The sequence below is a fragment of the Microtetraspora sp. NBRC 13810 genome (assembly GCF_030268685.1).
Taxonomy (GTDB): Bacteria; Actinomycetota; Actinomycetes; order Streptosporangiales; family Streptosporangiaceae; genus BSRQ01.
Genome location: NZ_BSRQ01000034.1, coordinates 1 through 15,837, shown reverse-complemented (window position 1 = coordinate 15,837; position 15,837 = coordinate 1). Strand labels below are relative to the sequence as shown.

Genomic DNA, 15,837 nt, shown 5'->3' with positions numbered 1-15,837 from the left:
ATCGACTCGGTGTGCGACGCAGACTTTGCCGGACGAGGTGAATAACACCTCCCGTCGCGGGCAACGTTCACCATCGTGGGACTGGGCGGGTGGATAGCGCGCTGGCCGGTTTATCGCCAGCTCACCGGGGCGGACGGCCGAGGGGCCGCCGCCCGGTCCGCGCGCACGGACGCCCTGCGCCCGCGCACCGCCGAGGCCGACCACGTCGCCAGGTCGGTCTGCCCTTTCTGCGCCGTGGGCTGCGGGCAGCTCGTCTACGTCAAGGACGGCCGGGTCACCCAGATCGAGGGCGACCCGGACTCGCCGATCTCGCGCGGCAGGCTGTGCCCCAAGGGGTCGGCCAGCAAGCAGCTCGTCACCCGCCCGGACCGGCCGAGCACGGTCCTGTACCGCCGCCCGCACGGGACGGAGTGGGAGAGCCTGGACCTCGACACGGCGATGGACATGATCGCCGACCGGGTCGTCGCCACCAGGAGGGAGACCTGGCAGCAGACCTTCGACGGCATGGTCGTGCGGCGCACACTCGGCATCGCGAGCCTGGGCGGGGCGACGCTCGACAACGAAGAGAACTACCTGATGAAGAAGCTCTACACCGCGATGGGCGCGGTGCAGATCGAGAACCAGGCGCGCATTTGACACTCCTCCACCGTCCCCGGTCTGGGGACCAGCTTCGGGCGCGGCGGCGCGACGACCTACCAGCAGGACCTGGCCAACAGTGACTGCATCGTCATCCAGGGGTCCAACATGGCCGAGTGCCATCCGGTGGGCTTCCAGTGGGTGATGGAGGCGAAGGCGCGCGGCGCCGAGGTCTTCCACATCGATCCGCGGTACACCCGGACCAGCGCGATGGCCGACGCCCACCTGCCGATCCGGGCGGGCAGCGACATCGTGCTGCTCGGCGCGCTGATCCATCACGTGCTGGCCGGCGAGCACGACTTCCGCGAGTACGTGCTGGCGTACACGAACGCGGCCACCATCGTGTCGGAGGACTTCCGCGACACCGAGGACCTCGACGGCCTGTTCTCCGGCTTCGACCCGGCGACCAGGACCTACGACCCGGCGAGCTGGGCCTACGAGGCCGGCGGGGACGTGTCCGGCGCGATGTCGGAGGGCGAGCACGCCGCGCAGGCCCGGCTGCACGCGGACTCGGCCCGGTCCGACCAGTACGGGTCCGGCGGCGCCACCGCGCACCACCGGGCCCGGACGGATCCGACGCTGCGCCATCCGCGCTGCGTCTACCAGGTGCTGAAGCGGCACTTCGCCCGGTACACGCCGGAGATGGTCGAGGAGCTGTGCGGCATCCCCCGGGCGGACTTCCGGCGGCTCGCCGAGGCCGTGGTGGCCAACAGCGGCAGGGAGCGGACCACCGCCTGGGTCTACTCGGTCGGCTGGACGCAGCACACGGTCGGCGTGCAGTACATCCGGGCCGCCTCGATCCTGCAACTGCTGCTGGGCAACGTGGGACGGCCGGGCGGCGGCATCCTGGCCCTGCGCGGCCACGCCAGCATCCAGGGATCGACCGACATCCCGACGCTGTTCAGCATCCTGCCCGGTTACCTGCCGATGCCGGACGCCCGCATGCACGGCGACCTCGACGGCTATCTGGCGCACGCCGCCGGCGACACCGGGTTCTGGGGTAACAAGCGGGCCTACATGGTGAGCCTGCTCAAGGCGTGGTGGGGCGACGCGGCCACCGAGGACAACGACTACTGCTTCGGCTACCTGCCCAGCGTCACCGGCGACCACGGCACCTACGCCACGGTCCTCGGGCAGATCGACGGCACGGTCAAGGGGTACTTCGTGGTCGGGGAGAACCCGGCGATCGGCTCCGCCGGCGGCAAGGCGCAACGGCTGGGGCTGGCCGGGCTGGAGTGGCTGGTCGTGCGGGACATGACGCTGGTGGAGACGGCGACGTTCTGGAAGGACGGGCCGGAGCTGGAGACCGGCGAGATGCGCACCGAGGACATCGCGACCGAGGTGTTCTTCCTGCCCGCGGCCAGCCACGTGGAGAAGGAGGGCACGTTCACCCAGACGCAGCGGCTGCTCCAGTGGCGGGAGAAGGCCCTGGATCCGACCGGTGACCGGCGCAGCGACCTGTGGTTCTACCACCACCTGGGCAAGCGGATCAGGCGGCGCCTGTCCGAGGACGACGTGGACCGCCCGCTGCGCGACCTCACCTGGGACTACCCGGAGTCCGGCCCGCACGACGACCCCTCCGCCGAGGCGGTGCTGCGCGAGATCAACGGCACCGGCCCCGACGGCCGCGCGCTGTCCGGCTACACCGAGCTGCGGCCGGACGGCTCCACCACGTGCGGCTGCTGGATCTACTGCGGCGTCTACGCCGACGAGGTGAACCAGGCGGCCCGGCGCAGGCCGGGCGGCGAGCAGTCACCGGTCGCCCTGGAATGGGGCTGGGCGTGGCCGGCCAACCGCCGCATCCTGTACAACCGGGCCTCCGCCGACCCCGAGGGCCGCCCGTGGAGCGAGCGCAAGGCGTACATCCGGTGGGATCGGGACCAGCGGGAGTGGACCGGCCCCGACGTGCCCGACTTCGAGCGGGACAAGCCGCCGGACTACCGGCCGCCCGAGGGCGCCACGGCGCAGGCCGCGATCGGCGGCGCCGACCCGTTCATCATGCAGAGCGACGGCAAGGGCTGGCTGTACGTGCCCGCCGGCCTCGCCGACGGCCCGCTGCCCGCGCACTACGAGCCGCACGAGTCCCCGGTCGCCAACTCCCTGTACGGCACGCGGGCCAACCCGGCCCGCCGCGAGTACCGCCGGCCGGAGACGCCGTACAACTCGGCGCGCTTCCCCTATGTCATCACCACCTACCGGCTCACCGAGCACCACACGGCGGGCGGGATGAGCCGCACCCTGCCCTATCTCGCCGAGTTGCAGCCGGAAATGTTCTGCGAGGTGTCGCCGGAGCTGGCGGCCGAGGTCGGGCTGGTCAACGGCGGGTGGGCGACCATCGTCACCAGCCGGTCGGCGATCGAGGCGCGGGTCCTGGTCAGCCCGCGGATCCGGCCGCTGCGCGTCCAGGGGCGCACGATCCACCAGGTCGGCGTGCCGTACCACTGGGGCTGGGCCGGCGGCGGCGTGGTCACCGGCGACGCGGCGAACGACCTGATGCCGATCGTCCTGGACCCGAACGTCTACATCCAGGAGAGCAAGGCCGCCACCTGCGACCTGCTGCCGGGCAGGCGACCGCACGGCAGGGCGCTGCTGGACCTGATCGAGGAGTATCGCCGTGGCTGAGCGCATGGGTTTCTTCACCGACACCAGCGTCTGCATCGGGTGCAAGGCGTGCGAGGTGGCGTGCAAGGAGTGGAACGACGTGCCCGACGACGGGTTCCTCTTCCGGGCGACGTCCTACGACAACACCGGCGGGCTCGGCGCCGACACCTGGCGGCATGTGGCGTTCGTCGAGCAGTTCACCCGGCAGGGCGACTCCTGGCTGATGGCCTCGGACGTGTGCAAGCACTGCACGCACGCCGCCTGCCTCGACGTCTGCCCGACGGGCGCGCTGTTCCGCACCGAGTTCGACACGGTGGTGGTGCAGCCGGACGTGTGCAACGGCTGCGGCTACTGCGTCCCGGCCTGCCCGTACGGCGTCATCGACCGCAGACGGGACGACGGGCGGGCGTGGAAGTGCACCATGTGCTACGACCGGCTGCGCGGCGGCCTGGAACCGGCGTGCGCGAAGGCGTGCCCGACCGACTCGATCCAGTTCGGCCCGCTGGAGGAGCTGCGCGCGCGGGCCGGGGAGCGGCTGGACACGCTGCACGGGGCCGGTGTCGCCGAGGCCAGGCTGTACGGCGAGAGCCCCGCCGACGGCGTGGGCGGCGACGGCGCGTTCTTCCTGCTCCTGGACGAGCCCGAGGTGTACGGCCTGCCGCCGGACCCGGTGGTCACCACCCGGGACCTGCCCCGGATGTGGGCCTTCGCGGGCACGGCGGCGCTGTCCATGGCGGCCGCGGTCGCGCTCTCCTTCGCGCGGCGGGCGTGATGGCGCGGGAGGAGGCGGTGGTGCCGAAGGCGGAGTTCCGCTCCTACTACGGCAGGCCGGTCATCAAGGCGCCGATCTGGCACGAGCCGCACATGCCGCTCTACCTGTTCCTCGGCGGTGTCTCCGGGGCTTCGTCGATGCTCGGCGCGGGGGCGCGGCTGTCCGGCCGGCACCGGCTCGCGCTGTCCGCCGAGGTGACCGCCGCGCTGTCCGCCGCCGCGGGCGCCGGCTTGCTCGTCGCCGAACTGGGCCGTCCCGAACGGTTCCTCAACATGCTGCGCGTCTTCAAGCTGACCTCGCCGATGAGCGTGGGGTCGTGGATCCTCGCCGCGCACAGCGGGATGACGGGGCTCGCCGCGGGCTCGGCGGTCACCGGCCTGCTCCCCCGCCTCGGCACCGCGGCGTTCGCGGGCGGCGGGGTGACCGGGCCGCTGATGGCCACGTACACGGCGGTGCTCGTCGCCGACACCGCCGTCCCCGCCTGGCACGAGGGCCACCGGGAGCTGCCCTTCCTGTTCGCCGGCAGCGCGCTGGCCAGCGCGGGCGCCGCCGTCATGCTCGCCACCCCGCCCGGTGAGGCCGGTCCCGCCCGCCGCGCCGCGCTGATCGGCGCGACGCTGGAGACGGCCGCCGGGCACCTCATGGAGCACCGGCTCGGCATGCTCGCCGAGCCCTACCGCGAGGGCCCGGCCGGGCGCACGATGCGCGCCGCCCGCCTCCTCACCGTCACCGGCGGCGCCCTCGCCGCGCTCGCCGAGGCCGCCGCCGTGCCGAGTCCCCGCCCGCGCCGCCCGGCACGCGCCCGGTTCTCCCCGCTCAGGCCCGCGCCGCGCGCCGCCCGCCCGCCGTCCGTCCCGGCCGTACTCCGCGGGATGCCCGCCGTGCTCCGCGAGTTGCCCGCCGTACTTCGCGGGATGCCCGCTCAGGCCGTGCTGGGCGGGGTGTCGGCGCTGGCGCTCGCCGCGGGGGCGGTGTGCACCCGGTTCGCGGTACTGCGCGCGGGGCGGGCGTCGGCGGAGGACCCGAAGTACACGGTCGTCCCCCAGCGGGAACGGGTCAGCGCACGTGAATCGCCGGACCCGACGCCGGGACCAGTTCCCCGATGACCGGCAGCCCCGGCACCTCCCCGGCGACGAGCAGCCCGCCCGAGGTCTGGGCGTCGGCGAGGAGCAGCATCGTCTCCTCGTCCGCCTTGGACTCGACGTGCGGCCCCGCCCAGGCGAGGTTGCGCCGGGTGCCGCCGCTCACGAACCCGTCCCGCACCGCCTCCCGCGCGCCCTCCACGTAGGGCACGGCGGCGGAGTCGAGGACGGCGGTGACCCCGCTCGCCCTGGCCAGCTTGTACAGGTGGCCGAGCAGCCCGAAGCCGGTCACGTCGGTCGCGCAGGTGACCCCGGCTGCCAGCGCGGCCCGCGAGGCGTCCCGGTTGAGCGTGGTCATCACGTCGATCGCCGCGGGGAAGACCTCTCCCGTCGCCTTGTGCCTGGTGTTGAGCACGCCGACGCCGAGCGGCTTGCTCAGGGACAGCGGCACGCCGGGCCGTGCGCCGCCGATCCGCAGCAGCCGGTTCGGGTCGGCCAGCCCGGTGACCGCCATGCCGTACTTGGGCTCGGGGTCGTCCACGCTGTGCCCGCCCGCCACGTGGCAGCCCGCGCGGCCGGCCGCGTCCGCCCCGCCGCGCAGCACCTCGGCGGCCAGGTCCATCGGCAGTGTGTCCCTGGGCCAGCCGAGCAGGTTGACCGCGAGCAGCGGCTCGCCGCCGACCGCGTAGACGTCGGAGAGCGCGTTCGTGGCGGCGATCACGCCGAAGGTGTAGGGGTCGTCCACCACGGGCGTGAAGAAGTCCGCGGTCGCCACCACCGCCCGCCCCTCCCCGATGCGCAGCACCGCCGCGTCGTCCCCGTCGTCGAGACCGATCAGCAGGTCGTCGGCCGGCCGCACCAGCCCCGCGACGATCGTCTCCAGCTCACCGGGAGGGATTTTGCACGCGCATCCGCCACCGTGCGCGTACCGGGTCAGTCGTATGGTCATCTCCGTATCGTTCCCATCCGGTGCCGCCTCCCACGCCGGGCGTCCGGCCGGCCGTGCGCGTTTCACCGCCGGCGCGGACGTCCTCCCAGAGTCACGCCCTCCTTCCGGGCGGCGTCCATGGGGGTCGTGGGATCGGGGTCAGCCCACCGGGCCGTTGAGGACGATGTTGTCCACCGCCATGGCGCGCTGGTCGCCCGCCGCGGCGCCGCCGGGGACGTGGATGCCCCAGATGAGGTAGTAGTCCTCCTGCGGGCCGGTGGTGAAGTTGATCGTCCTGGTCTTCACCCCGGAGCCGGTGGGCTCGGCCCACTCACCGCCCCACACGTCGCCGGCGTGGCCGGCTGCGGTGCTCCTGGCCAGGAAGTAGTTCTGCACGCGGGTGTCCGCAGGGCCGAGGATCCGGTACCGGTAGGTCAGCGTGTAGCCGGTGGAGGGCTTCAGCTTCAGCTTGGTCCGGTCGGTGTGCAGGAACTCCGTCCACTCCCACTGGGGTACGGGCACGAGCCACGACACCTGGTTACCGAACGGGTTGAAGGTCGCCGTCGTGGTGCAGGAGGTGTCCACACCCGGCACCGGCTTGCACGTGCCGTACGCACTCTGCGCGGTACGCAGGATGTCCGTGATCACCGTGTTCCCCGGAGTGTCCGCGGGGAGGCGTTCGGCCCCGTTGAGCAACACCTGGAGCATCTCGTCGTCGTCATAGGCGGCGGGGAATCCGGCCGTGGTGTACGCCTGAAGCAGGCGCAGCGCGGTACTCAACTCGGCGTTCGCCTGGAAAAGCGGCTTGCCGGGAGTGCCGATCTCGCTGACCGCCCGGTCGTATTACACCTTCTGCCGACCGGCCAGAAACCGCGTCACCTTGGCGCGAACCTTGTCCTGCGCCTCCTGGCTCTCCACCACCGACGCCGACTCGGCGAAAGACTGCTGGAACCCGCCACCAACCCACCGATCCAGGTAATAATCCACCGGATCACACGGCGGATCGGCCTCCGGCGGACGACCGACACAAACCGTCGGCACCTCCCACAGCCGATACCACGTACGCAACACATCGACCACCGGCTTCGTCCCCTCCGCGGAACCCACCGGCACCGGCCACACCAACCGAAGCCTCATCGTCACCGCGAACTCCGACGCCACCCCCGGCACCCCACCCGACGTGAACGCCACCTCATGACACACATCCACCTTGGGCCGCATGTCCTCGGGGAAAGCCTGCAACGCCACCGGCACGGCATTTCCCCTGAGGGTGACGTTGGCCGGCCGCTTGAGCGTCGTCAGAGGACCAGGGCTGCACGTCGCAGCGCTACCAGGCATCCCCGGCGGAGTGCTCACCGCCTGGTCGGCGGTGCCGAAAAGCTTGTACCCCTTCCCCCCGACCACCTCATCCTGCAAACCCTTCAACGTGCCCGCCAGATGATCGGCCGCATCCTTGTAGTCCTCGACCAACCCCCGATACAACGCATTCGTCCGCGAACCATCCGCATTCGGGCTCCCGGTGGGCCGGCTCAGCTCCTCGACCGCCGCGTCGATCTCCTCGCCGACGAGGGCTATGTCCGCGGCGCGGTCCGGTGACATCTGGGCGGCGAACTCGTCGCTCTCCGCGGCGAGCCGGCGGAACCCGTTGGACATGGACAGCCAGACGGCCGCCTTCGGGATCCTCTCCGCCGCGGACGGGTTCACCCCCGCCGGCCAGCCGTACTTCTGGCCGCCGTACCAGGTGAGGAAGCCGGTGGCCGCGCCGGTGCGCTCGTACAGGTTCAGGGCCGCGACGGGGTCGTCGGCGTAGGTCCGGTACGTGCTCGCACTCGGTACGAACGGCGCCTCCCTGGACTGGGTCACTGCCGCGAAGTTCACCCACTTCTGGGCTTCGCGGTATTCGTCGTAGGACGCGACGGGCTTACCGCTCGACGCCCGCAGATGCTGGTTGAGCGCCGTGCGGGCGGTCTGCAGTTCGCCGTTCTGCAGGGAGCGGATGATTTCGCTCGACCAGTTGTCCAGCTTCTGCTCGATCCCGTGCAACCGGTCCTGGATCTGGACGAGCTGCACCCTCGTCACCTGTTCCAGCCGCAGCACCTCGGCGAACTGGGCGAGCATCTCGGTGTAGACGACGTTGAGGTTCTTGTTCACGGCGTCGAACTGCTTGAGCATCGCGACGTGGAGGTTGCTCACCTCCTGGCGGAGCAGGCCGAGCTGCTCCAGGATCTGCGCGGTGGGGCTGGGCTTGCCCATCTGGAAGAGCGGCAGCAGCGCCCCGATCGCACCGAGGATGTTCCCGGTCAGCATCACCGAGCCCAGCGAGAACATCGCGTCGTACAGACCCTGCGCGGCGATCTTCGGCAGGTAGTCGTTGATGGCCTTCGCGACCCGGATCGCCGCCTCGCCGAGATACTTCGCCCGCCTGCCGCTCTCCGCGTCCTCGCTCTCGATGACGCCGACGAGGACGTCGAGCCCGCCCTTCGTCTCGTCGATCTGCTTCCCGCGTTCCTTCGCCTCCTCTCGCGCCTTGCGCACCGTCTCCTCGCAGGCCGCGTTCCCCTGGCACCGGGGGACGTCGCTCTTCCACGCGAAGGCGCCGTCGTTCCCGCCCAGCAGCCTGTCGATCGCGCCGGTCGCCTGCTTGATGTGCTCGTTGTTCGCCGCCAGCAGCTCGGCCATCCTGTCGTCGATCGCCGCCTGCCGCCGCGGGTCGCCCTCGGGATACCTGAGCACCTCGGTGAGCCCGGCCACCCGGTTCAGCTCGGGGTCCGCCAGGAACTCCTCGGTCGTCATCGTGGCCGTGATCCCGGACCGGACCCCGATCCGGGAGTTCCACACCCGCACCGCCGGATGATCGGCCCCGAGGTCCCGCGCCGCCGTACGGATCCGGCCCGCGGCGGCGAGGGAGAGCCGGTCCAGCAGCGTGGAGATCTCCAGCTCGGTGTCCTGCGGGGTGGCGAGCGCGTCGTCCCAGGCGTTGTACGGCGAGACCGGCACGGCCGCCAGGTCACGCAGCCCGCCCCTGACGGCGGCGGCGACGCCCTCCATGCCGGGGATCTTCGTGCCCACCTCGGCGATCCCGCCCATGAGGTCCACGGGATCGCGCTCTTCGCCGAGTTCCTCCCCGGCCCGTGCCGAAGCGTCCTGGAACCGGCTGAGATACTCCTGTTCGGTCAGTCCGGGCGACGCGAGGGCGAGCGAACCGAGGTATTCGCTCAGCACGACGTCCTCGTACCGTTCGCTGCTCTTCTGCTGGACGGCGAGCGCGTGCAGCCTGACGTTCAGGTTCTCCCGCTCCGCCGGGGACATGTCGGCGTGCGCCGACGGGGCGAGCGTTCCCTGCGCCAGACTCGCCGTCAGCACGACGGTCATCACCGTCGCGACCAACCGGCGTATCGGGGCCGCTCTCCCCCGGCGGGGTAAGCGGCCGATTCTCGGCCTCAATGAGATTCCTCTCGCATAGACGCGGCACGGGCGGGCGCGCCGGACCCGGGCCGCGCCGGAGAGACCTGCCGCCGGCCGGGAGGGACGCGGACGCCGTCGGCTGGCGTACTCGCTGGACAGCCGGAGTTTTCAGCAGCCGACTTGCAGCGGACTTGGAGGCCACAAGGATCATCGGGTACGGCCCGTGGCGTGGCTGTGGCCTGACCGTGGCGGCTTACTTCCCCGGCGTGGCCGGGCAAGCAGAAGGCCCTCCTCCCCGTGGGGAGAAGGGCCTCGTGGCGGGACGGGTTCTAACGCGGCGGGGTGAGCAGGGCCGCGGCGGCGACGGCCACCGGGTCCAGGCCGCTGGCCGGGTCGGCGGCGTCGATGACCAGCTTGGTCCGCATCCTGGGGTCCCAGAACGCCTGGATGTGGACGGCTATCTCCTTGGCCGCGATGTCCGGGTCACGGTGCCTGAACTGCACCGCGATCTCGTTCGCCAGCCGGATGTGCGGGGGTTCGTGCGTCTGGGCCACGGCTCACTCCGCCATCGCCGGGACGGCCCGCGTCTGCGCGGACTGCGCCGTGACCGGCTGCTTGAGCGCCACCTGGACCGCGGTGACCTTGTACTCCGGACAGTTCGTCGCCCAGTCCGAGTGCTCGGTGGTCACCACGTTCGCCCCGGTCACCGGGTGGTGGAAGGTCGTGTAGACGACCCCGACCGGCATCCGGTCGTCGATCTTGACGCGCAGGCTGGTCTCGCCGATCCGGCTGGCCAGCGAGACGGTGTCGCCGTCGCCGATGCCGCGCACCTCGGCGTCGTGCGGGTGCATCTCCAGCAGGTCCTCCGGGTGCCAGGCGCTGTTGCCGGTGCGCCGGGTCTGGGCGCCCACGTTGTACTGGGACAGGATGCGCCCGGTGGTGAGGATCAGCGGGAACTTCCTGGTGCTGCGCTCCTTCGTCGGGACGTAGAGGGTCTCGACGAACTTGCCCTTGCCGCGCACGAAGCCTTCGATGTGCATGATCGGCGTGCCCTCGGGGGCGGCGTCGTTGCACGGCCACTGCACGCTGCCGACCTCGTCGAGCTTGGCGAACGACACCCCGGAGAAGGTGGGCGTGGTGATCGCGATCTCGTCCATGATCTGGGCGGAGTCGTCGTACTTCATCGGGTAGCCCATCGCCTGCGCGATCTCGCACACGATCTGCCACTCGTGCTTGCCGGTCTTGGGGGCCATCACCGGGCGGACCCGGTTGATCCGGCGCTCGGCGTTGGTGAAGGTGCCGTCCTTCTCCAGGAACGACGTGCCCGGCAGGAAGACGTGCGCGTACTTGGACGTCTCGTTGAGGAAGAGGTCCTGGACGACCACCAGGTCCATCGCCTCCAGGGCGGAGGTGACGTGCTTGGTGTTCGGGTCGGACTGGACGATGTCCTCGCCGTGCACGAACAGCGCCCGGAAGGTGCCGTCGATCGCCGCGTCGAACATGTTCGGGATGCGCAGGCCCGGCTCGGACTGCAGGGTGCGGCCCCACAGCGTCTCGAAGGCGGTGCGCACCGCGTCGTCGGACACGTGCCGGTAGCCGGGCAGCTCGTGCGGGAAGGAGCCCATGTCGCAGGAGCCCTGCACGTTGTTCTGGCCGCGCAGCGGGTTGACGCCGACGCCCTCACGGCCGATGTTGCCGGTCGCCATGGCGAGGTTCGCCATGCCCATCACCATGGTCGAGCCCTGGCTGTGCTCGGTGACGCCGAGGCCGTACATGATGGTCGCGTTGCGCGCGCCGGCGTAGAGGCGGGTCGCGGCCCGCACCTCGGCGGCGGGGACGCCGGTGATCTCCTCGACCGCCTCCGGGCTGTGCTCGGAGCCGGAGATGAACGCCTCCCACTGGTCGAAGTCCTCGCAGCGCTCCGCGACGAACTCGCGGTCCACGAGGCCCTCGGTGACGACGACGTGCGCCATGGCGTTGATCAGCGCCACGTTGCTGCCGGGCATCACCCGCAGGTGGTGCTGGGCCTCGATGTGCGGGGAGCGCACGAGGTCGATCCGGCGCGGGTCGGCGACGATGAGCTTGGCGCCCTGGCGCAGCCGGCGCTTGATCCGCGAGCCGAACACCGGGTGGGCGTCGGTCGGGTTGGCGCCGATGACCAGGATGACATCCGCCTTGTCCACGGACTTGAAGTCCTGGGTGCCGGCCGAGGTGCCGTAGGTCTGCTTGAGGCCGTAGCCGGTGGGCGAGTGGCAGACCCGGGCGCAGGTGTCCACGTTGTTGTTGCCGAAGGCCGCGCGCACCATCTTCTGGACGACGTAGACCTCCTCGTTGGTGCACCGGGAGGAGCTGATGCCGCCGATCGCGCCCATGCCGTGCCGGGTCTGGATCTCCATCATCCGCCGGCCGACGTACCCGATGGCCTCCTCCCACTCCACCTCGTGCCACTCGTCGGTGATGCGCTCGCGCATCATCGGCTTGAGCTGGCGGTCGGGGTGGGAGGCGTAGCCGAAGGCGAACCTGCCCTTGACGCAGGAGTGGCCCTCGTTGGCGCCGCCGTCCTTGTAGGGGACCATCCGGACGACCTCGTCGCCGCGCAGCTCGGCCTTGAAGGAGCAGCCGACGCCGCAGTAGGCGCAGGTGGTGAGCACGCTGCGGTTCGGCATGCCGAGCTCGACGACGGAGCGCTCCTGGAGCGTGGCGGTCGGGCAGGCCTGCACGCAGGCGCCGCAGGACACGCAGTCGGACTCCATGAAGCTGCCGCCGGCGCCCGCGGCGACCCGCGAGTCGAACCCGCGGCCCTCGATCGTCAGGGCGAAGGTGCCCTGGACCTCGCCGCAGGCGCGCACGCAGCGGGAGCAGGCGATGCACTTGCTGGAGTCGAAGTCGAAGTAGGGGTTGGAGCTGTCGGTCTCCAGGTCGAGGTGGTTCTCGCCCGCGTAGCCGTACCGGACGTCGCGCAGGCCGACGACGCCGGCCATGTCCTGCAGCTCGCAGTCGCCGTTCGTCGGGCAGGTCAGGCAGTCCAGCGGGTGGTCGGAGATGTACAGCTCCATGACGCCGCGGCGCAGTTCGGCCAGCTCGGGCGTCTGGGTGCGTACCTTCATCCCGGGGGCCACCGGCGTGGTGCACGACGCCGGGGAGCCCTTGCGCCCGTCGATGTCGACGAGGCACAGGCGGCAGGAGCCGAAGGGGTCGAGGTTGTCGGTGGCGCACAGCTTGGGGATCTCGATCCCGGCCTCCGCGGCGGCGCGCATCACCGAGGTCCCCTCGGGCACCAGCACGCTCTTGCCGTCGATCTCCACGGCCACGGTCGCCTCACCCGGCTTCGCCGGAGTGCCGTAGTCCTGCTCCTTGATCAGGCTCATCGCTTTTCCTCCGTCGTCGTTCCGAAGTCACCCGGGAAGTGGGCGAGCGCGCTCTTCACCGGCATCGGTGTCAGGCCGCCCATCGCACAGAGGGAGCCTTCGGTCATCAGGTGGCACAGGTCGTTGAGAAGTTTCAGGTTGGCCGAGCGGTTCTCGCCCGCGACGATGCGGTCGATCACCTCGACCCCGCGCACCGCCCCGACCCGGCAGGGCGTGCACTTGCCGCACGACTCGGCGGCGCAGAACTCCATGGCGAACCTCGCCTGGCCCGCCATGTCCACCGTGTCGTCGAAGACGACCACACCTCCGTGGCCGACCATCGCGCCCGCCGCGGCGAACGCCTCGTAGTCCATGGGCAGGTCGAACTGCGACGTGGGCAGGTAAGCCCCGAGCGGCCCGCCGACCTGCACGGCGCGGACCGGACGCCCGGACCGGGTGCCGCCGCCGTAGCCGTCCACGAGTTCGCCGAGGGTGATGCCGAAGGCGGTCTCCACGATGCCGCCCTGGGCGATGTTGCCTCCGAGCTGGAAGACCTGGGTGCCCCGGGAGCGGCCGACGCCGTGGGCCGCGAACGCCTCCGCGCCGTCGGCCAGGATCATCGGCACCGAGCCGAGGGTGAGCACGTTGTTGACCACGGTCGGCTTGCCGAACAGGCCCTCCAGGGCCGGGATCGGCGGCTTGGCGCGGACCATGCCGCGCTTGCCCTCCAGGCTGTCCAGCATGGAGGTCTCTTCACCGCAGATGTACGCGCCGCCGCCGACCCGGACGAACAGGTCGAAGGAGAAGTCGTGGTCGAGTACCCGCTTGCCGAGCCAGCCGTGCGCGCGGGCGGTGTCGATCGCCGCCCGCAGTGTGTCCACCGCGTCGGGATACTCCGAGCGGACGTAGATGTAGCCCTCGCTCGCGCCGACCGCCCAGGCGGCGATGGTCATGCCCTCGATGAGGGTGAACGGGTCGCCCTCCATCAGCATCCGGTCGGCGAAGGTGCCGCTGTCGCCCTCGTCGGCGTTGCAGCAGACGAACTTCAGCTCCGACTCCGCCCCGAGGACGGTCTTCCACTTGATGCCGGCCGGGAAGCCGGCGCCGCCGCGTCCGCGCAGCCCCGACTCGGTGACCTCGGCCACCACCTCCGCGGGGGTGAGCGACAGCGCGCGGCGCAGCCCGGCCAGCCCGCCGTGCGCGGCGTAGTCCTCGGCGGAGAGCGGGTCGACGACGCCGACCCGGGCGAAGGTGACCCGGGTCTGGTCGCGCAGCCAGGCGATCTCCTCGGTCGGGCCGAGGCGCAGCGGATGCTCGGCGCCGTCCAGCATGCCGGCCGCGATCAGCCCTTCGACGTCATGCGGCGCGACCGGGCCGTACGCGACCCGGCCGGCCGGCGTGCTCACCTCGACCATCGGCTCCAGCCACAGCATCCCGCGGGAACCGTTGCGCACCACGTGCACCGGGCGGTCGGCCGCGGCGGCGATGCCGGCGGCGACCGCGTCGGCGCCCACCGACTTGGCCGCCGAGTCACGCGGTACGTAGACGATCACGACGTCGTCGGAAGCGCTCACGCGGTCACCTCCAGAAGGTGGTCCAGCTGCTCCGGGCTGACCCGGCCGTAAAGCCGCTCGTCCACCTGGACCGTGGGGCCGATCGCGCAGTTGCCGAAACAGAAGACCTGCTCAAGGCTGACCGCGCCGTCATCGGTCGTCTCGCCGAAGCCGACGCCGAGCCGGGTCTTGGCCCGCTCCTCCAAGGTCCGCCCGCCGACCGCCTGGCACGCCTCGGCGCGGCAGATCCGCACCGTCGTGCGCCCCGGCGGCGTCTGCCGGAAGTCGTGATAAAAGGTGACGACACCGTGGACGTCGGCCCGGGACAGGTTCAGCTCCTCGGCCAGAATCGGGATCGCCGCCGGATCGACATAGCCCATATCTTCCATGACGGCGTGCAGGATCGGCATCAGGGCACCGCGATCGTCACGATGCCGAGCGACGATCGAACGCACCCGATCTTCCAAGGATTGCGCTGGCAACGACGCCATGGACAGGCCTTCCAATCGTAGGACGCTTGCAAGAACACCGTCCTGCGTCCCGTCCGACGCGTCCAATCGTTTCCTGCTATCGGCTGATAGACGCTATCTATCAGCGCTTTTCAGGGCGTGGATGCCTTTGCGACGTCTCTTCCGGGCGATTCTCATATCCGGCCGCCTACCGGAACCCGGGCCTCGTACGGCGTTGCGGAGGGGACCCCGCGCAGGTGAGGTCCCTGGTGATGCGCGGTGCGGGGATCGGATGCGCGGCGGTCGCCGCCCGATCAGAGAAACGGATAAACAAGGTAAATGGGATGAAGTGAATTGTACCTCGTGTCCGGCGGATGTTCCGGGGACGAACCTCAGGCAGGCGCGGCGGCGAGCAGCGAGTCGGCCACCGCGGTGCGCGCGTAGAGCACCGAACGGCCGGCCCGGTGGGCGGTGACCAGCCCGGCGTCACGCAGCACGGTCAGATGCTGCGACACCCGCCGCCGACATGCCGCACCGGCGCGCGCTGATCGTCGTGGCGCTGCTGCCGGGCGGCCGTCCCGCACCGCGCCCGGCGGCGGACGGCGGCGGGGCCGGCTACGGGGTGGTGCTGCGCGACCGGCTGCTGCTGGCGCTGCTGCCGCTGCTCGGCGCGCAGCTGGCGATCTACTCGCTGACCGAGGTGGCGCTGCCGCTCGCCGTACGCGACGACGGCCTTTCCCCCGCCGTCTACGGACCGCCCTGGTCACCGGCGTCGTGACCGCGGCGGCGCTGGTCGCGACCGGCCCGGCCATCGCCCGCCGCGCCGCACCGCCCGAGCCCGTCGCCGGGCCCGCCCGCCGCACGGCGCGGCTGCCGGTCTGACCTCGCGGCCCGGCGGCGGGCGACGAAACGACCTCGACGCCGCCGGATCCGCCGGGCCGGGTCAGACATCCCTGGAGCCGGAATGTCAAGCGGCGAGGTCGTGTTGCCGGTGTGACCAGGCGGTTGCCTGGTCGTAGGGGGTATGTGTTTTGAGGCAGCCGTGGAGGATGCCGACCAGGCGG

General features: G+C 71.3%; 12 protein-coding genes. 4 read left to right on the top strand and 8 right to left on the bottom strand.

Annotated features, from left to right (window positions below; genetic code table 11):
• Positions 1-75 precede the first annotated feature (75 nt).
• The 3 genes from fdh to nrfD are packed head-to-tail and all read left to right on the top strand — an operon-like array spanning position 76 to position 5,115.
• On the top strand, positions 76-3,258 hold the full coding sequence (gene fdh, locus QSK26_RS39770; RefSeq protein WP_285780547.1) for a formate dehydrogenase: 3,183 nt from the start codon (positions 76-78) through the stop codon (positions 3,256-3,258).
• A gap of 4 nt (positions 3,259-3,262) precedes the next feature.
• Positions 3,263-4,009, top strand: a complete 747-nt coding sequence (locus QSK26_RS39765; protein ID WP_285780579.1) for a 4Fe-4S dicluster domain-containing protein — start codon at positions 3,263-3,265, stop codon at positions 4,007-4,009.
• 20 nt (positions 4,010-4,029) lie between these two features.
• Positions 4,030-5,115, top strand: a complete 1,086-nt coding sequence (gene nrfD, locus QSK26_RS39760) for an NrfD/PsrC family molybdoenzyme membrane anchor subunit (protein ID WP_285780546.1) — start codon at positions 4,030-4,032, stop codon at positions 5,113-5,115.
• Here nrfD and selD read toward each other — a convergent pair.
• The 8 genes from selD to QSK26_RS39720 form a co-directional block, all read right to left on the bottom strand.
• A complete protein-coding gene (selD, locus tag QSK26_RS39755; protein WP_285780545.1) occupies positions 5,066-6,040 on the bottom strand; it encodes a selenide, water dikinase SelD in 975 nt (324 codons plus the stop codon). The two genes, nrfD and selD, sit on opposite strands and share 50 nt — an antisense overlap.
• Positions 6,041-6,178: 138 nt before the next feature.
• Complete coding sequence (locus QSK26_RS39750; protein WP_285780544.1) at positions 6,179-6,799, bottom strand: hypothetical protein; 621 nt, start codon at positions 6,797-6,799, stop codon at positions 6,179-6,181.
• A gap of 63 nt (positions 6,800-6,862) precedes the next feature.
• Positions 6,863-9,391 carry a hypothetical protein gene (locus QSK26_RS39745; RefSeq protein WP_285780543.1) on the bottom strand — a complete coding sequence of 843 codons (2,529 nt, stop codon included), beginning with the start codon at positions 9,389-9,391 and terminating at the stop codon, positions 6,863-6,865.
• Positions 9,392-9,753: 362 nt separating this feature from the next.
• A complete protein-coding gene (locus QSK26_RS39740) occupies positions 9,754-9,978 on the bottom strand; it encodes a formate dehydrogenase subunit delta (protein ID WP_285780542.1) in 225 nt (74 codons plus the stop codon).
• A 3-nt stretch (positions 9,979-9,981) separates the two neighbouring features.
• The gene (fdhF, locus tag QSK26_RS39735; RefSeq protein WP_285780541.1) at positions 9,982-12,792 is read right to left on the bottom strand and encodes a formate dehydrogenase subunit alpha; all 2,811 of its coding nucleotides are present in this window, start codon (positions 12,790-12,792) and stop codon (positions 9,982-9,984) included.
• Positions 12,789-14,345 carry a formate dehydrogenase beta subunit gene (locus tag QSK26_RS39730; RefSeq protein WP_285780540.1) on the bottom strand — a complete coding sequence of 519 codons (1,557 nt, stop codon included), beginning with the start codon at positions 14,343-14,345 and terminating at the stop codon, positions 12,789-12,791. Before QSK26_RS39730 ends, fdhF begins: the two co-directional genes overlap by 4 nt.
• Positions 14,342-14,815, bottom strand: coding sequence for a formate dehydrogenase subunit gamma (locus QSK26_RS39725; RefSeq protein WP_285780539.1), 474 nt, complete (start codon positions 14,813-14,815; stop codon positions 14,342-14,344). Before QSK26_RS39725 ends, QSK26_RS39730 begins: the two co-directional genes overlap by 4 nt.
• Before the next feature lie 350 nt (positions 14,816-15,165).
• Entirely contained in the window at positions 15,166-15,288 is a 123-nt protein-coding gene (locus QSK26_RS39720) for a helix-turn-helix domain-containing protein (protein ID WP_352244483.1), read from the bottom strand.
• Between the two features lie 11 nt (positions 15,289-15,299).
• Here QSK26_RS39720 and QSK26_RS39715 point away from each other — a divergent pair, with 11 nt between their 5' ends.
• Complete coding sequence (locus QSK26_RS39715) at positions 15,300-15,551, top strand: hypothetical protein (RefSeq protein ID WP_285780538.1); 252 nt, start codon at positions 15,300-15,302, stop codon at positions 15,549-15,551.
• The last annotated feature ends 286 nt before the right edge of the window (positions 15,552-15,837 follow it).

Coding starts and splice junctions, on each gene's coding strand:
- QSK26_RS39765 (WP_285780579.1), top strand. CDS start 3,263: ATGGGTTTCTTCACCGACACCAGCGTCTGCATCGGGTGCAAGGCGTGC.
- selD (WP_285780545.1), bottom strand. CDS start 6,040: ATGACCATACGACTGACCCGGTACGCGCACGGTGGCGGATGCGCGTGC.
- QSK26_RS39745 (WP_285780543.1), bottom strand. CDS start 9,391: ATGACCGTCGTGCTGACGGCGAGTCTGGCGCAGGGAACGCTCGCCCCG.
- fdhF (WP_285780541.1), bottom strand. CDS start 12,792: ATGAGCCTGATCAAGGAGCAGGACTACGGCACTCCGGCGAAGCCGGGT.
- QSK26_RS39725 (WP_285780539.1), bottom strand. CDS start 14,815: ATGGCGTCGTTGCCAGCGCAATCCTTGGAAGATCGGGTGCGTTCGATC.
- QSK26_RS39715 (WP_285780538.1), top strand. CDS start 15,300: ATGCCGCACCGGCGCGCGCTGATCGTCGTGGCGCTGCTGCCGGGCGGC.